The 18,301-nt window shown below is 64.9% G+C and carries 22 protein-coding genes and 1 tRNA gene; 15 read left to right on the forward strand and 8 right to left on the reverse strand.

What is annotated here, in order from left to right:
- Positions 1-17: 17 nt before the first annotated feature.
- Positions 18-596 carry a hypothetical protein gene (locus AC07UW_RS12705; RefSeq protein ID WP_495212165.1) on the reverse strand — a complete coding sequence of 193 codons (579 nt, stop codon included), beginning with the start codon at positions 594-596 and terminating at the stop codon, positions 18-20.
- A 145-nt stretch (positions 597-741) separates the two neighbouring features.
- On the opposite strand from AC07UW_RS12705, the gene dusA reads away from it, so the two are divergent.
- From dusA to AC07UW_RS12725, 4 genes are all read left to right on the forward strand, one after another.
- Entirely contained in the window at positions 742-1,773 is a 1,032-nt protein-coding gene (dusA, locus tag AC07UW_RS12710) for a tRNA dihydrouridine(20/20a) synthase DusA (protein WP_495212166.1), read from the forward strand.
- A gap of 212 nt (positions 1,774-1,985) precedes the next feature.
- A complete protein-coding gene (locus AC07UW_RS12715) occupies positions 1,986-2,354 on the forward strand; it encodes a hypothetical protein (RefSeq protein ID WP_025878314.1) in 369 nt (122 codons plus the stop codon).
- A 72-nt stretch (positions 2,355-2,426) separates the two neighbouring features.
- Positions 2,427-3,110: a response regulator transcription factor gene (locus AC07UW_RS12720; RefSeq protein ID WP_004136763.1), complete on the forward strand. Its 684-nt coding sequence runs from the start codon at positions 2,427-2,429 to the stop codon at positions 3,108-3,110.
- 22 nt (positions 3,111-3,132) lie between these two features.
- The gene (locus tag AC07UW_RS12725) at positions 3,133-4,557 is read left to right on the forward strand and encodes an ATP-binding protein (RefSeq protein ID WP_032978238.1); all 1,425 of its coding nucleotides are present in this window, start codon (positions 3,133-3,135) and stop codon (positions 4,555-4,557) included.
- A gap of 94 nt (positions 4,558-4,651) precedes the next feature.
- Here AC07UW_RS12725 and AC07UW_RS12730 read toward each other — a convergent pair whose 3' ends face one another.
- A complete protein-coding gene (locus tag AC07UW_RS12730; RefSeq protein WP_495212167.1) occupies positions 4,652-5,434 on the reverse strand; it encodes a M90 family metallopeptidase in 783 nt (260 codons plus the stop codon).
- The gene (locus tag AC07UW_RS12735) at positions 5,401-5,676 is read right to left on the reverse strand and encodes a hypothetical protein (protein ID WP_088100739.1); all 276 of its coding nucleotides are present in this window, start codon (positions 5,674-5,676) and stop codon (positions 5,401-5,403) included. The genes AC07UW_RS12730 and AC07UW_RS12735 overlap by 34 nt, the downstream gene beginning before the upstream one ends.
- Positions 5,677-5,819: 143 nt before the next feature.
- On the opposite strand from AC07UW_RS12735, the gene birA reads away from it, so the two are divergent.
- The 5 genes from birA to AC07UW_RS12760 all read left to right on the forward strand — a co-directional run bounded on the left by birA (position 5,820) and on the right by AC07UW_RS12760 (position 8,775).
- Positions 5,820-6,785: a bifunctional biotin--[acetyl-CoA-carboxylase] ligase/biotin operon repressor BirA gene (birA, locus tag AC07UW_RS12740; RefSeq protein WP_495212168.1), complete on the forward strand. Its 966-nt coding sequence runs from the start codon at positions 5,820-5,822 to the stop codon at positions 6,783-6,785.
- Positions 6,782-7,513, forward strand: coding sequence for a type III pantothenate kinase (locus tag AC07UW_RS12745; protein ID WP_025878323.1), 732 nt, complete (start codon positions 6,782-6,784; stop codon positions 7,511-7,513). The genes birA and AC07UW_RS12745 overlap by 4 nt, the downstream gene beginning before the upstream one ends.
- 9 nt (positions 7,514-7,522) lie before the next feature.
- Positions 7,523-8,356 carry an SPOR domain-containing protein gene (locus AC07UW_RS12750; protein WP_495212169.1) on the forward strand — a complete coding sequence of 278 codons (834 nt, stop codon included), beginning with the start codon at positions 7,523-7,525 and terminating at the stop codon, positions 8,354-8,356.
- A gap of 41 nt (positions 8,357-8,397) precedes the next feature.
- Positions 8,398-8,473 (forward strand) — tRNA-Thr (locus AC07UW_RS12755).
- 8 nt (positions 8,474-8,481) lie between these two features.
- The gene (locus tag AC07UW_RS12760) at positions 8,482-8,775 is read left to right on the forward strand and encodes a helix-turn-helix domain-containing transcriptional regulator (RefSeq protein WP_495212170.1); all 294 of its coding nucleotides are present in this window, start codon (positions 8,482-8,484) and stop codon (positions 8,773-8,775) included.
- A 335-nt stretch (positions 8,776-9,110) separates the two neighbouring features.
- Here the strand turns inward: AC07UW_RS12760 and AC07UW_RS12765 are convergent, their stop codons facing one another.
- The 3 genes from AC07UW_RS12765 to AC07UW_RS12775 form a co-directional block, all read right to left on the reverse strand.
- Positions 9,111-9,608 (reverse strand): hypothetical protein, encoded by a 498-nt coding sequence (locus AC07UW_RS12765; protein ID WP_495212171.1) that lies wholly within the window; start codon positions 9,606-9,608, stop codon positions 9,111-9,113.
- 103 nt (positions 9,609-9,711) lie between these two features.
- Entirely contained in the window at positions 9,712-10,194 is a 483-nt protein-coding gene (locus AC07UW_RS12770; protein WP_495212172.1) for a hypothetical protein, read from the reverse strand.
- A gap of 705 nt (positions 10,195-10,899) precedes the next feature.
- Positions 10,900-11,835: a hypothetical protein gene (locus AC07UW_RS12775; protein WP_495212173.1), complete on the reverse strand. Its 936-nt coding sequence runs from the start codon at positions 11,833-11,835 to the stop codon at positions 10,900-10,902.
- 160 nt (positions 11,836-11,995) lie between these two features.
- On the opposite strand from AC07UW_RS12775, the gene AC07UW_RS12780 reads away from it, so the two are divergent.
- Together AC07UW_RS12780 and AC07UW_RS12785 are read left to right on the forward strand one after the other, a co-directional pair.
- On the forward strand, positions 11,996-12,772 hold the full coding sequence (locus AC07UW_RS12780; protein WP_495212174.1) for a DUF3011 domain-containing protein: 777 nt from the start codon (positions 11,996-11,998) through the stop codon (positions 12,770-12,772).
- A 58-nt stretch (positions 12,773-12,830) separates the two neighbouring features.
- Positions 12,831-13,775 (forward strand): ankyrin repeat domain-containing protein, encoded by a 945-nt coding sequence (locus AC07UW_RS12785; RefSeq protein ID WP_495212175.1) that lies wholly within the window; start codon positions 12,831-12,833, stop codon positions 13,773-13,775.
- Positions 13,776-13,793: 18 nt separating this feature from the next.
- Here the strand turns inward: AC07UW_RS12785 and AC07UW_RS12790 are convergent, their stop codons facing one another.
- Positions 13,794-14,141 carry a hypothetical protein gene (locus AC07UW_RS12790; RefSeq protein ID WP_093820738.1) on the reverse strand — a complete coding sequence of 116 codons (348 nt, stop codon included), beginning with the start codon at positions 14,139-14,141 and terminating at the stop codon, positions 13,794-13,796.
- Positions 14,142-14,271: 130 nt separating this feature from the next.
- Here AC07UW_RS12790 and rocF point away from each other — a divergent pair, with 130 nt between their 5' ends.
- The 3 genes from rocF (at position 14,272) to AC07UW_RS12805 (ending at position 15,930) form a co-directional block, all read left to right on the forward strand.
- The gene (gene rocF, locus AC07UW_RS12795; protein WP_032978254.1) at positions 14,272-15,192 is read left to right on the forward strand and encodes an arginase; all 921 of its coding nucleotides are present in this window, start codon (positions 14,272-14,274) and stop codon (positions 15,190-15,192) included.
- Between the two features lie 167 nt (positions 15,193-15,359).
- Positions 15,360-15,497 (forward strand): entericidin A/B family lipoprotein, encoded by a 138-nt coding sequence (locus tag AC07UW_RS12800; protein ID WP_019661832.1) that lies wholly within the window; start codon positions 15,360-15,362, stop codon positions 15,495-15,497.
- Positions 15,498-15,708: 211 nt separating this feature from the next.
- A complete protein-coding gene (locus tag AC07UW_RS12805; protein WP_025878332.1) occupies positions 15,709-15,930 on the forward strand; it encodes a CsbD family protein in 222 nt (73 codons plus the stop codon).
- Between the two features lie 78 nt (positions 15,931-16,008).
- Here the strand turns inward: AC07UW_RS12805 and AC07UW_RS12810 are convergent, their stop codons facing one another.
- Entirely contained in the window at positions 16,009-16,815 is an 807-nt protein-coding gene (locus tag AC07UW_RS12810; protein ID WP_495212176.1) for a hypothetical protein, read from the reverse strand.
- A gap of 108 nt (positions 16,816-16,923) precedes the next feature.
- On the opposite strand from AC07UW_RS12810, the gene AC07UW_RS12815 reads away from it, so the two are divergent.
- Complete coding sequence (locus tag AC07UW_RS12815) at positions 16,924-18,216, forward strand: tryptophan--tRNA ligase (protein WP_105163278.1); 1,293 nt, start codon at positions 16,924-16,926, stop codon at positions 18,214-18,216.
- Positions 18,217-18,301: the final 85 nt, after the last annotated feature.

The raw sequence follows: 18,301 nt of genomic DNA on the forward strand, positions 1-18,301 counted from the left end.
CGGAGCCTTTTGCGGATTCACTCTGCAGGACCGACCCGCCGGTACACCCCGAACTGGGTACTGCGCTGGCCCATCGGGATGATCAGGGCCAGCAGGACTGCGCCTCCGCCCACCTGCTTCACCACCAGATCGTTTTCCACAGTGCAGGACAGTTCCACGCGCGACCAGACGCAGCCGGCGCCGGCTTCGCCCGGTTTGCACGATGACCACCGGTTGATGACCAGCTGTTCTCCTTCGGCGCTGTAGCTCCTGCTGGAAGCGCTGCCTGCAGCCTCGATGCCGGTGCCGTCGGCGGCATGGAAGCGGGCCACCAGCCGGCTCGCCTCCTGGCGGATCGTGACCTGGTGGATGTCCTTGTTGTAGTCGCCAAAGAGCCTGGAAAGCGCACCGATGGGTGCATTTTCCTGCCCCGCCGACAGGTAGGCCGGCCGGTTGTCGAAGGTGGCGCCTTCGGTGAAGTCGCATCGTGGGCCCGGCCTGATTTCGGTGAGGCGTGCGTCGCGGACGCTGCTGCAACCACTGCCCAGGGCCAGTCCCGCCAGCAGGGTGAGGCAGGCGAGGCCAGAGCCCGCCAGCGAGGATGCAGTTGGTTTCATTGTGGCTTCCCTTCCAACAGGCGCGGTGCAACAGGAACTCGCGTGCCGAGTATCCCCACGCAACGGCGGCAGCGGCAACCCGGCCTGCAACCCGGCTGCCCGTCGCCATTCATCCGCCCGGTGTAAACTATTGATCTCACTGGCAATGCCAGTCTCCACGATCAACCGCCCGATGACGTCCGCCACCGCCCGTTACGCTGATTCCCTGCGTCTGTCCGTCGCCCCGATGATGGACTGGACCGACCGCCATTGCCGGGTGTTCCACCGCCTGCTGGCACCGGGTGTGCGGCTGTACACCGAAATGGTGCACGCCAATGCGGTCATCCATGGCGATCGCCAGCGCCTGCTCGGTTTCGATGCCAGCGAACAACCGCTGGCACTGCAGCTCGGTGGCAGCGATCCGGCCCTGCTGGCGCAGGCCGCGCGCATCGCCGCCGATTGGGGCTACGACGAGGTCAACCTCAACTGCGGCTGCCCGTCCGATCGCGTGCAGGCCGGGCGTTTCGGCGCCTGCCTGATGCGCGAGCCGGTGCTGGTGGCCGAATGCGTGTCGGCCATGGTCGAGGCAGTGGACATCCCGGTGACGGTGAAATGCCGCTTGGGCGTGGACGAAGACGACAACTACGAGGTATTCGCCAGTTTCGTCGACCGCCAGGTTGAGGCCGGCGCCGCGATGGTGGTGGTGCACGCCCGCAATGCCTGGCTGAAGGGCCTGTCGCCGAAAGAGAACCGCGAGGTTCCACCGTTGAAGTACGACTGGGCCTACCGGCTGAAGCAGGAGCGCCCGGCACTGCCGGTGGTGCTCAATGGCGGCTTGGCCAGCATCGAGGCGGTGCAGGCGCAGGCCGCGCACGTCGATGGCGTGATGCTCGGTCGCGCGGCCTACCACGACCCCTACCTGCTGCATCAGCTGGAAGCGCTGCAGACCGGCGCGCCGCTGCGTCCGCGCGGTGAGCTGCTGCGCGCCCTGCGCCCGTACATCGACGCCCGCCTGGGCGAGGGCCTGGCCCTGAAGCACATCACCCGCCACATCCTCGGCCTGTTCCACGGACAGCCCGGTGGCCGCGCATTCCGCCAGGTGCTTAGCGAGGGCGCCCATCGTCCCGGTGCCGACTGGACGTTGATCGAGCAGGCGCTGGCAGTCACCGAACGCGAAGCCGATCGCGCCGCTGCGTGACGTCAGTCACATTCCTGACTTGACAAGGGCGGCCGTTTCGTCCCGAATGTTCACTTAGCTGAACAACGGTCTGGAGCATCTGGAAAAGTTCAGACCGGATTCACTGCCCGAAACCAAGAATTTGCAAAAGATTTGTAAAACGCCGGGTTCCATTCCGGTGCCCGGATTTACGACTTTTGAACGAATCGCCGTGCTCGGCTAGGATCGCATCGATGTCTTCCGCTCCCTTCCACCGCTGTATTGCCCTGGCCACCTGCGTGGTCCTGGCGGCTGCCCCGCTGTCTTCGGCGCTGGCGCAGGACCCGCAGCGGGAACAGGGGCGCGCAGAAATGATGGAGCGTGGAGGCCGTGGCGCCAGCAACGAGCGCTCGCTGTCCGATGCCGTGCGCCGCGTGCAGCGCACCACCGGTGGCCACATCCTGGGCGCCGAGCGTGTGCCGTTCGATGGTCGTGACATCAACCGGGTCAAATACATGGACGACCGCGGTCGGGTCCGCTACATGGACGACCCCGCTCCGGCACGTTCACAGCCGCGCACGCCGCGGTCGGATATGTCATCACTACGCGGCGATAACCCCTGAACAGGGATAGTTGTCGCTATCAACCCGTACCCACAGGCCTCCGGGCCGCACCCAGCACACTAGGGAGAGTTCATGCGTATCCTTCTGGTCGAAGACGAAGCCCCGCTGCGTGAGACCCTGGCAGCCCGGCTCAAGCGCGAAGGTTTTGCCGTCGATGCAGCGCAGGACGGCGAAGAAGGCCTGTACATGGGCCGCGAAGTGCCGTTCGACGTCGGAATCATCGACCTTGGCCTGCCCAAGATGTCGGGCATGGAGTTGATCAAGGCCCTGCGCGACGAAGGCAAGAAGTTCCCGGTGTTGATCCTGACCGCGCGTTCGAGCTGGCAGGACAAGGTCGAGGGCCTGAAGCAGGGCGCCGACGATTACCTGGTCAAGCCGTTCCATGTGGAAGAGCTGCTGGCCCGCGTCAACGCGCTGCTGCGCCGCGCCGCAGGCTGGAGCAAGCCGACCCTGGAATGCGGCCCGGTTGCCTTGGATCTGGCAGCGCAGACCGTGAGCGTGGCCGGCAGCAATGTCGACCTCACCAGCTACGAGTACAAGGTGCTGGAGTACCTGATGATGCATGCCGGTGAACTGGTCTCCAAGGCCGACCTCACCGAGCACATCTACCAGCAGGACTTCGATCGTGACTCGAACGTGCTGGAAGTGTTCATCGGCCGCCTGCGCAAGAAGCTGGACCCGGATGGCGAACTGAAGCCGATCGAGACCGTACGCGGTCGTGGCTACCGTTTCGCGATTCCGCGCAACGAGGGCTGAGGCCTTCAGCAGGCGATAAACGATGTCCGGCCGTCTGTGGTTCTTCCGACGCTGGCGGCCGCGCTCTCTGCAGGCGCGCCAGATGTTCGCCGCGTCAGTGGGTCTGGTCGCGTTCCTGGCCCTGGCCGGTTACGCGCTTGATGCCGCCTTCGCCGATACGGCGAAGGCGAACCTGCGCGAGCGCCTGAAGAACTATGCCACCGCCTATGCGGCCGGCATCGACTTCACCCGCGACCGCTCGCTGTACATCCGCGAGCAGCCGCCGGATCCGCGTTTCGACGTGCCCGGCAGCGGCCTGTACCTGCAGGTCGTCATGCCCGACGGCAAGGGCAATTCGATGTCCGCCGAAGGCCCGATGCTGCCCACGGTCGGCGGTGGCCTGCTGGCCCCGCGCCAGGAAGTCTTCGAAGGCCCGCTGCCGATGATCCAGATCGACGGCAGCCAGGGCTCGGTGTATCGCTACGGCCTGGGCCTGGTGTGGGATGCCGACGCCGACCCGGCCACCGAATTCCCGTACACCATCTACGTGATGGAAGACTCGCGCGCGTTGGGTGCGCAGCTGCGCGTGTTCCGCAGCCGGGTCTGGTTCTACCTGGGCGGCATCGGCCTGATCCTGCTGCTGCTGCAGACGGTCATCCTGCAGTGGAGCCTGCGCCCGTTGCGGCGGGTGATCACCGAACTGACCAAGGTCCAGCGCGGCGAGACCGAGCGCATGAGCGAACGACACCCGCGCGAGCTGGAGCCGTTGACCGACAGCATCAATGCCTTCATCGAGGGCGAGCGTGAGAACCTGGAACGCCAGCGCAATACCCTGGCCGACCTGGCGCACAGCCTGAAGACGCCGATTGCGGTGCTGCGTACGCAGATGGACAGCGGCGCCGGCGATGGCGCCCTGCGCGAAGAGCTGGACGTGCAGCTGCAGCGCATGAACAACCTGGTGTCCTACCAGCTGGCACGCGCGGCCTCGTCGGGCCACAAGCTGTTCTCGGCACCGCTGCCGATCGAATCCAACGCCGAGGAGATCGTGCGCGGCCTGGAGAAGGTCTATGCGTCCAAGGGCGTGCTGTGCGAATTCGACATCGACCCGGCCGCGCGCTTCCACGGCGAACCGGGTGACCTGCAGGAGCTGCTGGGCAACCTGCTGGAGAACGCGTTCAAGTGGGCCAAGCGCCGCGTGTTGCTGACCGCGCAGCCGTTGCCGGCGCCGAATGCGCGTCGTGCCGGTCTGCTGCTGGCAGTAGATGACGATGGCCCGGGCATTGCTCCGGAGGACATCGGCAAGGTGCTGCAGCGTGGCGTGCGCGGCGATGAGCGCGTACAGGGCCACGGCATCGGCCTGTCGATCGTGCAGGACCTGATCAAGGACTACCGCGGCGAGCTGCAGGTGTCCCGCTCCAGCGAACTGGGCGGCGCCCGTTTCGAAGTGCGGCTGCCGCCGGGGCCGTAAGCCTCCGCACTCGGTAGTGCCGGCCGCTGGCCGGCAACCTCATGATCTTCGATGGCATTGCCAGGTTGCCGTCCAGCGGCCGGCGCTACCGTATTTATATCTTCGGCGGCTCGCCGTAGAACCGCCTGAGATGCGCAGCCACCTCCGGCAACGTTTCGGCCAGCAGGTCCGGCGCAGAGAAGTGGTACTCGCTGGCCACCGCGAAGAACTCTTCCGGCGCCTCTGCCGCATACGGATCGATCAGTGTTTCCACGCCGGCATCCACCTGCGCACAGAACCCGTCGTACGATCTCTGGAAGTCAGCAGCCCACTCGCGTTGCCACGCACGCGGCAACGGCGGCGTGCCGTCCATCGCACCGTCGAGTGCATCCAGCTTGTGCACCATCTCATGCACGGCCACGCAGTAGCCCTCATGCGGTGCCGCCAGATCGGCCTGCACATCGGCCCACGAAAGAATCAACGGACCGCTGTCCCACGACTCGCCGATCAGCTCGTCATCCCACTCGTGCAGTACCCCGGCGGCATCCATGTGGCTGCGATGCACGCGGAACGCATCGGGGTAGACGATCAGCTGCGACCAGCCCTCCAGCCCCGCTTCGCCGAACTCCAGCAGTGGCAGGCAGCACAGTGCGGCCAGCAGCACGCCATCGGCTGGCTGCAGCTGCAGGTCGCCGATCGGGGAGATGGTCTTCTCATGCAGGAAACGCGTGGCCAGCGCGCGCAGGCGTGCATGCCGTTCGCCGTCCAGGCCGCGCAACCACGCTGCGCGATGGCAGGCATCGTTCCAGTGTGGGTCTTCGATCGGTCGCGGCGCGGGCCGCAACCACTGCAGCAACGACTTGATCAGCGGAACATACCCGGCAGGTAGCTGTGCCACTTCGGCGCGCGGATGCGCTGCAGTACATCGTCGTCGCCGCCACCTCCGCTGCTGGTCGCGGCGGCCGGACGTACCGGTGCCGGCTTGGCGGCCGTCGCTGTCGGCGTGTTGGTCGGTGTGCGCTGCGAGGCTGCATCGCTGGCCGAGTAGACGCAGGCGCCACGGCTGTCATCAAGCGCTGCTGTTGCAGACGCCGCGAAGGGCATCGTCAGCAGGATCAGGCAATGGGCATAACGGCGCATTGACGACATCCACGTTAAGGGAAGGTGAGTTCCCGATTCTAGCCCGAACCCGGCGCCAGATTGGAAGCCTGCCGGAACCGGGGCCGGCGGGCGTCGCTGGCGGGTTTCCCGCATAATTCCGTCCTGACCTTGTGGAAGCTGCCGTGGACGATCGCCAATTGCTGGCCAAACTCGCTGCCGGTCGCCTGTCCGGCGACGCCCTGGCCCGTGAGCTGGGCCAGACCCGGGCCGCCATTTGGAAGCGAATTCAAGGGCTTAGAGCCGCTGGCGTCGAGGTTGAAGGTCGCGCAGGCGAGGGCTACGGGCTGACCCGGCCGGTCGACCTGCTGGAAGCCGGAGCCATCCGCGCCGGCCTGCCCAAGGAGGCCGCAGCACTGCTGCACGACCTGCAGGTGGCCTGGACGGTGGACTCCACCAACGCCGAATTGCTGCGCTGCAGCGCGCCCCAGCGCGGTGTCAGCGTCCTGTTGGCCGAGCGCCAGACCGGCGGCCGTGGCCGTCGAGGGCGCACCTGGGCGTCGCCGCTGGCCGCGCATGTGTATCTGTCGGTGCTGCGCCTGTTCGAGGGTGGCCTCGGCCGTTTGGCCGGGCTGAGTTTGGTCGCCGGCGTCGCCGTGGCCGAAGCCCTGCACGATCTGGGCTACACGCAGGCGCAGCTGAAGTGGCCGAACGACGTGCTGGTCGATGGCCGCAAGCTGGTGGGCCTGCTGGCCGAGGGGGGGGGCGAATACGCCGGCCCGGCGCGTGCAGTGATCGGCATCGGCATCAACGTGCACATGCCGCCGGCCTTCGCCGAACAGATCACCCAGCCGTGGGTTGACCTGGACACACTGGCCGGCGCATCGGTGGATCGCAACACGGTGGTGGCCGCGGTGCTCGCACGGCTGCTACCGGCGCTGGAGGAATTCGACCGGGAAGGGCTGGCGCCGTTCCTGCCGCGTTACGCAGCGTTCGACATGCTGGCCGGGCGCGAAGTGCGCGTGCAGCTCGATGGCGAATGGCAGCACGGTACCGCGCTCGGCTTGGCTGACGATGGCGCGCTGCGCGTGCGTATCGATGGCCGCGAGCGCCTGCTGCATGCCGGCGAAGTCAGTGTGAGAAAAGCATGAGCGACTGGTTGTTCGATCTGGGCAATTCGCGCTTCAAGTTCGCGCCGTTGCAGGGTGACCGTGCCGGTGATGTGCAGGCCTGGGCGCATGGCGCCGAAGGCATGGCCGGGCAACCGCCGCACAGCCTGCCCAGTGGCGGCACCGCGTTTGTGGCCAGCGTCGCCGCGCCATCGCTGACCAGCGCGATGCTGGATCAGCTGCAGCGCCGCTTCGAGCACGTGCATGTGGTGCGCACCAGCGCCCAGTGTGCGGGTGTACGCATTGCCTACGCCAAGCCGGAAAAATTCGGTGTCGACCGCTTCCTGGCCCTGCTGGCTGCCGCCAAGGCACAGCGGCCGGTGCTGGTGGTCGGTGTCGGCACCGCGTTGACCATCGACCTGCTGGATGCCAACGGCCAGCATCACGGTGGACGCATTTCCGCCTCGCCGACCACCATGCGCGAGGCGCTGCACGCGCGCGCGGTGCAGCTGCCGGCCAGCGGCGGTGACTACAGCGAATTCGCCAACGACACCGCCGATGCGCTGGCCTCCGGCTGCGATGGTGCCGCCGTGGCGCTGGTTGAACGCAGCGCCCGCCAGGCACAGGCGCTGTTGGGCGTGATGCCGTCGCTGCTGGTGCATGGCGGTGGCGCACCCGCGCTGATGCCGCTTCTGGACGGCGCCGACTATCACCCCTCGCTGGTGCTGGATGGCCTCGCCCGCTGGGCGGTGCACCAGCCCGCAGGCTAGTATCGGCGCATGCTGACCCGTGCCCTGATCGTCGTGCTGGCGATCCTCAATCTTGGTGTTGCCACCTGGTGGCTGTTGCGCGATGAACCCGCGCGTGCGCCGTTGCCACCGCCCCCGACCGGCGTGGCCGAGCTGCGCTGGTTGCCCGGTGGCACCGATGCGGCCGTGGCCGCGCAGGCCTCGGCCGCGGCACCCACTGACGCACTGGTGGAGCGTGAGGCAGCGCCGGCTACCGCAGTGGCCGCTGCACCCGCACCGGCAGCGGCGACACCTGCAGCACCCAGCAAGCCCGCCGAACCAGTGAAGGCGCCTGAGCCGATGGCCGCCGTCGCCAAGCCAGCGCCGGAACCGGTGGCTGAGAAACCCGCAGCCCCGGCCGTACCGCCGCGCTGCCTGGCGCTGGGCCCGTTCGCCGACCGCGCCGCTGCCACCGCCGCACAGGGGCGTGCGGGCAACCTGCTGAGCCAGGCACGCCTGCGCGAGCAGCCCGCCGCCAGCGGCAGTGCCCGTTACCGCGTGCTGCTGCCCGCCGCCGCCAGCCGCGATGACGCGCAGGCCACGGTCAAGCGCATCGTCGCTGCCGGGCTGAGCGACTACTACATCATCAGCCAGGGCGACGAGACCAACGCCATTGCGCTGGGCCAGTACCGCAACCGCGAGGGCGCCGAACGGCGCATGGCCGCGGTGCAGGCCGCCGGCTTCCAGCCACGTCTGGTGGCCAGCGGCGATGCCGGCCAATGGTGGCTGGAAGGGCAGCTGACCACCGGCAGCGAACCGGCCCAGGCGCAGCAGCGCAGCGGTGCCGCGCAGCAACGGTCGCTGGAATGCACGCGACTGCGCTAGAATTCCCAAACCACGGCGCTGCCGTCGGCGTTTCACCCCGTGCCGCTTTAGCTCAGTTGGTAGAGCAACTGTCTTGTAAACAGTAGGTCATCCGTTCGATTCGGATAAGCGGCACCATCAGGCATTTGCCAACGCAGCCCGGGAATTGCGCGAAGGAGTCAGCGCTCCTCTCGCTCATCGCCAAGGCACTCGGCGACATTGCACGTGCCCAGGGGCCGGGCAAGGTCGTACGTGCGGCGGGTCTGTCGCGGGAGAGCCTGCATCGCGCACTGTTAGACGAGCGCAGCGTTGATTTCACGCCCCTCCTCAAGGTCGCCCGCGCCCTTTGCGTGCAATTACACGCCAACGCTGCTTTGAGCGCACCTGTCGACGTTGATGTGCTGGCGCGGGCTGGCAGCAAGGGCTCGGTAAGAATGTGAAATAGCAGACTTTCGACGGTCTTTCTGTCTCAAGCTGGTGACTCAACTCAATGACGTGGCGAAAGAGGATTCGTAGCGATATCAAGTGGTCATGAAGGTAGGCCGGCAATACCCTGATGGCTTGGACTGATTGGAGCCGACGTGAGCAGAGTGGTTCATTGAGGAGATTTGCGAACCACGCGACCCTGGCGCCACGCACTCATCCAGACATCGGCGGGCCACCTTCAAACCCTCTCGAGCTCTCAGCCAGCACGGTCTTTCTCCTTCCACGTGCAAACGCCAGGTGGGGCGTAGGATCTCCAGCAATGAGATCAAGTCTGCCGCTGTGCGTCTCGTCAATGATTGTAGACGCAGGCCTGCCTTCTATGAATTTCGAGCGCCCCGGTTCTTCCAGTCTTGATGCAGAAGCTGGTGGAGTAAAAAGCGGTCTGAAAAAAACTTTCAACGGTGCGTGCGGTGTCTATGCTGAATATGTACGTTTTGTTCAGTGACAAAACTGGATTGAGTGAATTTTCATTAGTGGCTATTGGAATATACCCATCTGGAATCCTTGTATATGACATGCAGTCGCCAGGCATAAGTGTCAGGGGCTTCGCTCCCGGCGCCAAGCTGATAGCCCAGACTCCTCCCGTTGTGTGGCCGTCGTATATCATTGCCCGGCCAACCGGGAATGAAGATCTGCTCTTGCTGGGGATACAGATCGCCGGACTGCCATCGACAAGAATAACGTCCGCCTCTTTCCCTTTTCCGAGCGGGATCGCATTGGCGAATTCAGTATCCGTGAAGCAGCATGTTGCCAGAATCGCGACCCCAGCCGTTTTGTAAATTGTCATCGTTTGTCAACACTTCTGCTGGAGAAGATATATGTCCATTAGCGTGCATATGTGGATTTTATTGAGGTGACGTATTGGGTTGGAGATATGGGTGGCGTTTCTTTTAGTGTTCATTCTCAATACGGTAGAGTTCAATGGAGATCTCGAAAATTCTCCATATGATGGCGTTAGAATGGCAATTGATGATGCGGGTGCGTTCACTGGCTGTTTTTGATCTATATATGGTGCCGCCCATTTTTCCGCATTTTTCATCTGCCAATATTTTCCACGCTTGTTGATCTTTCCTCTTGGATTTTCTCCAGTGCCTCGGCATTTCTCTCAGTGCGTATCCAAGCATGGTTTTGTTGTATTTATAGTATTGCTCTGCGGAATCCAGCGATTCGCCATCGCTGAAGAGGCTTGCTGGCGGAGCCTGGACGAGCGTGTGTACGTTCTCGCCTTTGGAATCAGTGCATCCCGGCTCGGATACGATTGATGTGTCGGTGTTGATGTAATGGCTGTCGGTTTTCCCGCTCGTCGAGCTGTACGCTGGCATGCATGCCAGGATGGGCGTGCATACAATCAATGATCTGATTGCGATTATCATTGCTGATTTCCCGTTTGTTTTATTCAATTTCCATGGCCTGTCTTGGTCGCGCGTGGAGTGACGGTCAGTCAAGCGGGCGTGCGGATATCCGCCAATCCAGCCAGTACGCTCCGGTTTGCCGTCCGCGACCGAAGATCAAAGATAAATATTCTTGGCCTGAGGTGCTGATATTCCAGCCTGGCCGACACCCCTCTTCCGTGACTCAAGATGCGTGTACCCCGGCCCGAGGCATCGGAAATGCCCTCAATTTTCAGGGTTCAAGTGCCGCTTCCGGATAAGCTTGCGAGGCTTGCTCAAATGCTCTTGGCGTGCAACGTGTATGCGGAATGCGACAGTTTGCGCAGCGACGTTCTCAAGCGCTTGAAGAGCGCTTCCGAGCTCCGCCCGGAATACAGCAGTAGACGGATTGCCAGCCGCTGTCGCCCACACAGGCGCGACGCCGGTCATATTGGGTACGCGGAGTCGTGACGTGCCAATCAAGTGCTCCGATGAATGCAGTGTTCCCGAAAGGAAGAATGAACTGCAACGATTGGCCCGTTTTTCTGCTTTACAGGCAAAAACGACAGTGTGCGCAGGTGTGATCGAGGTGCCCTGACGCAATCACCTACATCGCAACGCTGCGAGCCAGGCGCCGCATGCATTGCAAAGCTTGCTTAACAGTCGCGGCGAACCATGCACGGCCTCAGTGCGGTGCCACGCAAACTGTTACCGCTGCCCGGTTTCGCCCGGCACCAGATGCGCCCACGGGAACACGTTCTTCTCGAAATGGCAGACGTAACCGCCCATGCCCGCTTGGATGACCATGAACGACAACCGTGGGCGCATGGCCTGCAGCGTCTGTAGCTGCGCCACATCCAACGCGCTGTTGCGCAGCCGGAAGGTATGCAGCGCATCGAAGGCTTGGCTGGCGAACAAGCGCTCATAGGCCGCGAAAGGCGTGACCGCTTCAGCCACGCGCGCGTCGGCCCAGGAGAACTGCAGCTCCGTCGATTCGCAAAAATCCAGCAGGCCCAGGGCAGGCAGGTTGCGTGATGCGGCGAGGTTGTCGATGAAGCGCTGGGTGTCAGAGCCACCGCCGATGCGCAGGCTGTGCAGGTGTGGCAGCGGAACCTCGAAGAACGCGGCGTCCGGTGCATTCGGCACGACCAGTTCGCTCAGATACGGGGCCTTGGAAACGAAGCGGGCGATCTCGCCGTCTTCTTCCATGATGGTGCCCGCGCGCTGCACCAGCGACATGTTGTGGTCGGCCGGCTCTGTGGGGGAGATCGACAACGCGCGCAGGCGCGGGAAACGCACATCGCTGTCCAGCAGCGCGGTTAACTCCCACTCGCGCGTGCCATTGGCCCCTTCGTCCGGGCCGGTGAACGACAGCGACATGATCGCATCGGCCACGCGCTGGTCGGACAGGCAGGCCAGCGTCCATGCGAATGGCTCTTCCCATGGATTGCCGAAGAACTCCACGTGCAGGCCGCCGTACAACGGCGCCACGGTCACCCGTTCCTGCAGCGCTGCCCACAGCGGGCCGGCCGGGTCCTGGATATCCAGCTCATGCTCGGCGGCACTGTCCAGATTGAAGGCATGGATGCGTTGCTGCAGCGCCAGCAGCTGCTGCTGCGCGTGGTCGAGGGGAGGAGCTGTCATGTGTGCATACCGGACGTCCGTGTGATGCGCCCGATGATAGCGCTGGCCTGATGGCGGTGGTCTGCGGCCCGTGATCGGTTGCTTGATATTCCTCACGGTCGAGCAACTCCGGCAGCCTCCATACTGGCGCCTCCGCTCAATTCTCACAAGGAAGCCGACCATGCGCCGCCACCGCTTGCCGTTGACCGTCGCGCTGCTCGCCAGCGCCTTCACAGCACCGGCGATGGCCGCCGTGCCGTTCTTCAATGCCAGCTGCCCCGGTGGGCTGGATGTCCATGCAGACGAGGGCGGGCCGGTCTACGTGCAGGGCCGCGAGACCACGCTCAAGCGCTTCAACGATCGCTATTTCGAAGCGCGCGATGCCAGCAGCGGCACCACGCTTTCAATCAGCACCGGTGACGACGGTACGCCGCAGGTCAGCTACACCGGACGCGGCGGTGCCAACGGCATCTGCCAGGTCAGCAACAACGGCACGCCGGCGGCTGCCGTGGAAGGTGGCAGGCACCACCGTGATCAGGAGCGCGATGACGATGCAGCACTGCCACGCGAGGTGACCTGCGAATCCACCGACCAGCGCCAGGTGTCCTGTGACATGGACACGCGTGGCAATGTGGAGATCGTGCGCCAGCTCAGCCGTACCCGTTGCGAGCAGGGCAGCAACTGGGGCCTGTCGCGGCATTCGGTCTGGGTCAATGGCGGCTGCCGCGCGACGTTCCGCAACATGTCCAAGGCTGCAGCCAACGCGCCAGCGGGCGATACCGCGCTCGGTTCGTGCAATGCAAGCAAAGGCGCACAGGGCACGCTGGTGACCCAGGTGCCGGTCGGCACCGATTACCAGGAACTGATCATCGATTATCCCGAGGGCCGCTTCCTGTGCATGATGCGCAACGACGGCCGGGTGCAGAGCGTGACGCCGATTCGCCGCCGCGGGGGTTGAGCTCATCGTGCCTGCAGCCCTAAGGTGACCACCCTTACACCCGTCTGGCGGCACCACCATGTCCCATCTTCTGGCCAAGGCAGCCGAGGAACAGGATCTTGACCGAATCGACGCATTGCTGGATGCGGGTGCCGATATCGAGTGGCAGCACAAGGGCACCGGACGTACTCCGCTGCTTTCGGCTGTGATCGCCGGAAAGACTGACTCGGTGTTGCGGCTTTTGGACCGTGGCGCCAACATCCAGCACGCCTGCACGGCGGCGGGCTTTACCGCAATGGGATGGGCGGCCGAGCGCAACGACGCAGACATCGGACGCCTGCTGATCGCACGCGGCGCCTCGCTGGACGCGGCCTCCCCGGAACTGCATCGTACACCGCTGATGGTGGCGGCGCAGGGCGGTCATCTGCCGATGGTCGAGCTGCTGCTGGCTGGCGGTGCTGATGTCGCACGCGTGGATTTCGAAGGACGTAATGCGCTGTCGCTGGCCGAAGCGCGCGGGCATGCGGCTGTGGTGCAGTGCCTGCAGGCAGCGGGCGCGCAGATGCCACCGATGTTGGAGGAGGCGCCGCCGCTTGCGTGGCCTGAACCGGCCGCAGAGGGGGAACCGGCATCAGTGGTGCGTGGCTATATGCTGGCCTGCAATGAGTGGGAAACGCGTGGTTACCGTGATGCCAAGGTCGGTGGAGTCCTGCTCGGTAGTGCAGCATTCCAACAGGAGCGCGCGGACATCCTCGCGGCCTGGTGTACCGACCGGAAGCGGGTGTATTCCACGGGCATGTCGGTGGGCAATCCGCCGGTGCACGTGCCGGAGGACCTGCTGGCCGCGGTCGGTCAGCCGACGGCCTCCAAGGCCGAAGTCCTGGTACGTGACCATGCACAGAAATCCCGCGCGCTGCGTTACGAGCGCCTGTTCGTGCTCAAGCGCGTGGCTGGGCAGTGGCGGATCGACATGCTGAAGAAGCGCCTGTTCCGCACCGAAGCGTGGTCGTCGGCGATTCTCTGAGCACGGCCCGAAGTGCCGTCAGCCGGCGGCGTTGTACAGCACTACCCACGCCAGCATCAGGGCGAACATGCCGGCGAACGTCAGGCCAAACCACAGCGCCGCCACCTTCACGTTGCCGATCAACGCTGCCAGCATCCGCTGCGGCTCGCTCTTCAGGATCGGATATTCGGCGTGTGCCTTGCGCAGACGCTGCCAACCCAACCCGAGGAATACCAGGGTCGAGAACGGCACCAGCAGGAGCGTCGCCTGCATCAGCCAGCCATTCGGCGACGCATCCATCGAGCTGCTCAACAGAATCGCAAAAACGGCGATGGGCAGCGCCCCGATGAAAAAGCGCGGCCAAGCGGTGTTGATGAAGGGCGACATCGCAATCTTCCATGAAGGGCGGTCGGGTCCGCGCGGCATCATGCCATGCGATGGCCCTGCTGCACCGCCGCGAGTGGTGTCACATGCGTCTGGCTAGACTGTGCTTCTTTTTCGTTTGCAGGAGGCACCCATGGCCCATCATCCCGCCGTTACCCTGATCGGCGTCCCCACCGACATCGGGGCGGGCCATCGCGGCGCCCGGCTGGGGCCGGAAGCCCTGCGCGTGGCGGGCCTGCCGGAAGCACTGGAAGCGCGTGGCGTGGACGTGCGCGACCTCGGCAACCTGGACGGCCCGCGCAACCCGTGGACCGCGCCGGTGCAGGGCTATCGCCACCTGGACGAGGTGGTGGCGTGGAACCACGCGCTGATGGAAGCCAGCTACGCCGAACTGCAGGCCGGCCGCATGCCGATCATGCTCGGCGGCGATCACTGCCTGGGCATCGGTTCGATCACTGCCGTCGCGCGCTGGTGCCGCGAGCAGGGCAAGGACCTGCGCGTGCTGTGGCTGGATGCGCATTCGGATTTCAACACCAGTGAGGTGACCCCGTCGGGCAACATCCACGGTATGCCGGTGGCCTGCCTGTGCGGCCTCGGCCCGGATGCGCTGACCAGGCTGGGCGGCACTTCGCCGGCGATCCAGCCCTCACAGGTGCACCAGATCGGCATCCGTTCGGTGGACCCGGAAGAAAAGCGCCTGATCAAGACCCACAAGGTCGATGTCTACGACATGCGTTACATCGACGAGAACGGCATGAAGCGTACCGTGGAAGCGGCGCTGGCCGGCATCGACGAGAACACCCACCTGCACGTCAGCTTCGACGTCGATTTCCTCGACCCGAGCATTGCCCCGGGCGTGGGCACCACCGTCCCGGGCGGGGTGAACTACCGCGAAGCGCAGCTGGTGATGGAGATGATCGCCGACAGTGGCCGCATGGGCTCGCTGGATATCGTCGAACTCAATCCGCTGCTGGACAACCACAACAGCACCGCCGAACTGGCCGTGGACCTGGTGGAAAGCCTGTTCGGGAAATCGACCCTGATGCGCGACTGAGAGGATCCAGCCTGAACGGTTGGACGAACCGTTCACACGCGCTCCACGCCCCTGCCGCCAGATTGCACCTCACGCGGCAGTGTTGGCTTCGAGCCAGCCTGCCGCCCCGATCAATACAACCGAACCCCGTGATTGAGCGGTGTAGCGGCAAACCCAAGGAGAAGCCCATGAAGCGCGTAGTTGCCCTGATGCTGTTGTCGATGTTCTCGGTGGCCCTGCTGGCCGGTTGCAACACCGTTGCCGGTGCCGGCAAGGACGTGCAGAAGGCTGGTGAGAAGGTTGAGGATGCCGCCAAGGGCAACTGAGCCTGAGGTGGTGCGCACTACGGAAAAGGCCGGGATCTTCCCGGCCTTTTTCATGCGCGATTGTTGCGTGTGTACGCCGCGTGCCGACCGGTAGTGAACCATTCAAGCAGGTGAGCGGCGCTTTCATGGCCGGTTGACCGTGCTTCAACGTGCACTGCGCGATGCTGCAGCCACGGTAACAACGCCGTTGCATACCAAGGAAGCCTCAGCAATGAACAAAGACATCATTTCCGGCAAGTGGTCCCAGCTCAAGGGCAAGGCCCAGGCGAAGTGGGGCGATCTGACCAATGACGATTTCGATGTGGCCGAGGGCAATGCCGAATATCTGGCGGGCCGCCTGCAGGAGCGCTATGGCTGGGCCAAGGACCGCGCAGAAACCGAAGTGCGCGATTTCGAGAAAGCGATGCACAAGGATTACCCGGACTACAAGTAACGGGGCGTCGAACGCCCGCGTTATGCCCCCACAGACAACGCCCGCGCCGGAAGGTGCGGGCGTTGTGCTGTGTGCAGATCAACGCGCCGGCGGGTCGGGCACGTAACGGTTGGGGAAGGCCTGCGGCTGGCGGTCCAGGCGCGAGGGCGAATCGAGCAGGATGCCGCGTGCACGCAGGTTGCGGGCGCTGTCGTAGCGTAGCTGCAGCACCTGTGCCGGGCTGCGGGTGGCGCGTTCGAAATCGGTATCGCGCACTGATGAACTCTCGCGCGCACCGTGGCCGGTGCCCAGCGCAGGTGCCTGCGACTTGGCCGAATAGCCTTCGATGCGGCTGGCGCTGGCGTCGGCAGCCGCCGAGGCTTCGGCCGCCGCCGGTGCCGGCCCGGCGCGACCGCGCAGGATCGGCTGCGGACGCGGGTACCAGTGACGCGCTTCCTCGAACACCGCCACGCCGACCACGCCGACGTTGTCCGGGCGGCCGGTGCGGCTGGCATAGCTGCCGCTGGGGCTGCTGAAGACGAACTGGGCTACTTCGTCCTGGGTCTTGCGCCAGCCGGTGATGTCGGCGCGCTGGCCTGGGTTGAGCACGTAACCGGTCTGCGAGGGATCGGCATCTTCGCCGGAGATGGCGTTGACCCCGTCCACCGACAGCACCACCAGCACCCGTCGCGGGCTGTCGTTGTACAGGCGCACCGCATAGCGGTGGCCGCGCTCACCGGCCACCCAGCGCTGGCCGTCGGCCGGGTAGCTGCGCAGCTCGGTGCCGCGGTCGCGGTCGACCAGGGCCACGCGCACCGGGCCGTCCTGCGGCATCGGCGGGGGCAGCGGAGCCGGGCGGAAGCCGGCCAGGGGCAGGATCAGCAGCAGGGGCAGCAGGCGTTTCATCGGGCGTCTCCAGCGGGGTTGGGTGAATGAACGTGCCGGGGGCCCTGACGGGGTTGACCGTGTGCACGGTAAACTGGCTCCGTTCATAGAAGGTTTCCGTACGCAGTCATGACGACCCGAGTCCTTACCGGCATCACCCCCTCCGGCACGCCCCATCTGGGCAACTACGTTGGCGCCATCCGCCCGGCCATTGCGGCCAGCCGCGCGCCGGACATCGAGAGCTTCTTCTTCCTGGCCGATCTGCACAGCCTGATCAAGTCGCAGGACCCGCAGCGCACCCAGCGCGCGACCCTGGAGATCGCTGCCAGCTGGCTGGCCTGTGGCCTGGACCCGGAACACGTGTGGTTCTATCGCCAGAGCGACATCCGCGAGACCACCGAGCTGATGTGGTTCCTGACCGCCATCGCCAGCAAGGGCATCCTCAACCGCGCCCATGCCTACAAGGCGGCGGTGGACAAGAACCGGGAGGAAGGCCAGGACGAGGACGCAGGTGTCAGCGCCGGCCTGTTCATGTACCCGGTGCTGATGGCGGCCGACATCCTGATCTTCAAGGCCAACCAGGTACCGGTGGGCCGTGACCAGATCCAGCACATCGAGATGGCGCGCGACTTCGCCCAGCGCTTCAACCACGTATACGGCAAGGAGTATTTCCCGCTGCCGGACGTGGTGATCGACGAGCAGGTGGCAACCCTGGCGGGCCTGGATGGCCGCAAGATGAGCAAGAGCTACCACAACACCATTCCGCTGTTCGTGCCGCGCGAGGAGCTGAAGAAGCTGGTGTTCTCGATCCTGACCGATTCGCGTGCACCGGGCGAGCCGAAGGACACCGAAGGTTCGGCGCTGTTCCAGATGTACCAGGCGTTCGCCACCCCGGAGCAGACCGCTGCCTTCGCCAAGGCCTTCGCCGATGGCATCAGCTGGGGCGATGCCAAGCAGCAGCTGTTCGAGCGCATCGACAGCGAACTGTCGCCGCTGCGCGAGCGCTACAACGCGCTGATGGCCGAGCCGGAGAAGATCGAAGCACTGCTCAAGCGCCGTGGCCAGCAGTTGCGTGAGCAGCTGGCAGCACCGCTGCTGGAAGAACTGCGCCATGCGGTGGGCCTGCGTGATCTGTCCGATGCCGGCGACATCGCCAGCGAAGATGCCGGTGAAGCCCGCGCCGCTCCGCCGCTGTTCAAGCAGTACCGCGAGAAGGATGGTCGCTTCTACTTCAAGCTGACCGCCGGTGACGGCACACTGCTGATCCAGAGCGAAGGCTTCGACTCGCCGCGCGATGCTGGCCAGCTGATCGCCGTGCTGAAGCAGGCCGAGCAGGGCGACCAGCTGCAGAGCGATCTGTTCAAGCTGGAAGCCGAGGTGGATGCGGTGCTGGCGGCATTGGCTGTGTTGCGCGAAGCGTAAGGGTAGTGCCGGCCGCTGGCCGGCAACTGCAATCACCCCGTACCCTGCGGAATGCCGGCCAGCGGCCGGCACTACCACGGCATTG

The organism is Stenotrophomonas sp. GW821-FHT02D01, assembly GCF_059421765.1.

Excerpts from the sequence above, each read along its gene's own strand:
- AC07UW_RS12810 (WP_495212176.1), bottom strand. The coding sequence starts at position 16,815 with ATGAAACGCCTGCTGCCCCTGCTGCTGATCCTGCCCCTGGCCGGCTTC.
- AC07UW_RS12770 (WP_495212172.1), bottom strand. The coding sequence starts at position 10,194 with ATGATAATCGCAATCAGATCATTGATTGTATGCACGCCCATCCTGGCA.
- AC07UW_RS12705 (WP_495212165.1), bottom strand. The coding sequence starts at position 596 with ATGAAACCAACTGCATCCTCGCTGGCGGGCTCTGGCCTCGCCTGCCTC.
- AC07UW_RS12800 (WP_019661832.1), top strand. The coding sequence starts at position 15,360 with ATGAAGCGCGTAGTTGCCCTGATGCTGTTGTCGATGTTCTCGGTGGCC.
- AC07UW_RS12775 (WP_495212173.1), bottom strand. The coding sequence starts at position 11,835 with ATGACAGCTCCTCCCCTCGACCACGCGCAGCAGCAGCTGCTGGCGCTG.
- AC07UW_RS12715 (WP_025878314.1), top strand. The coding sequence starts at position 1,986 with ATGTCTTCCGCTCCCTTCCACCGCTGTATTGCCCTGGCCACCTGCGTG.
- AC07UW_RS12805 (WP_025878332.1), top strand. The coding sequence starts at position 15,709 with ATGAACAAAGACATCATTTCCGGCAAGTGGTCCCAGCTCAAGGGCAAG.
- AC07UW_RS12785 (WP_495212175.1), top strand. The coding sequence starts at position 12,831 with ATGTCCCATCTTCTGGCCAAGGCAGCCGAGGAACAGGATCTTGACCGA.
- AC07UW_RS12720 (WP_004136763.1), top strand. The coding sequence starts at position 2,427 with ATGCGTATCCTTCTGGTCGAAGACGAAGCCCCGCTGCGTGAGACCCTG.
- rocF (WP_032978254.1), top strand. The coding sequence starts at position 14,272 with ATGGCCCATCATCCCGCCGTTACCCTGATCGGCGTCCCCACCGACATC.
- AC07UW_RS12745 (WP_025878323.1), top strand. The coding sequence starts at position 6,782 with ATGAGCGACTGGTTGTTCGATCTGGGCAATTCGCGCTTCAAGTTCGCG.
- AC07UW_RS12765 (WP_495212171.1), bottom strand. The coding sequence starts at position 9,608 with ATGACAATTTACAAAACGGCTGGGGTCGCGATTCTGGCAACATGCTGC.
- AC07UW_RS12725 (WP_032978238.1), top strand. The coding sequence starts at position 3,133 with ATGTCCGGCCGTCTGTGGTTCTTCCGACGCTGGCGGCCGCGCTCTCTG.
- AC07UW_RS12750 (WP_495212169.1), top strand. The coding sequence starts at position 7,523 with ATGCTGACCCGTGCCCTGATCGTCGTGCTGGCGATCCTCAATCTTGGT.
- AC07UW_RS12735 (WP_088100739.1), bottom strand. The coding sequence starts at position 5,676 with ATGCGCCGTTATGCCCATTGCCTGATCCTGCTGACGATGCCCTTCGCG.
- AC07UW_RS12780 (WP_495212174.1), top strand. The coding sequence starts at position 11,996 with ATGCGCCGCCACCGCTTGCCGTTGACCGTCGCGCTGCTCGCCAGCGCC.
- dusA (WP_495212166.1), top strand. The coding sequence starts at position 742 with ATGCCAGTCTCCACGATCAACCGCCCGATGACGTCCGCCACCGCCCGT.
- AC07UW_RS12790 (WP_093820738.1), bottom strand. The coding sequence starts at position 14,141 with ATGTCGCCCTTCATCAACACCGCTTGGCCGCGCTTTTTCATCGGGGCG.
- AC07UW_RS12815 (WP_105163278.1), top strand. The coding sequence starts at position 16,924 with ATGACGACCCGAGTCCTTACCGGCATCACCCCCTCCGGCACGCCCCAT.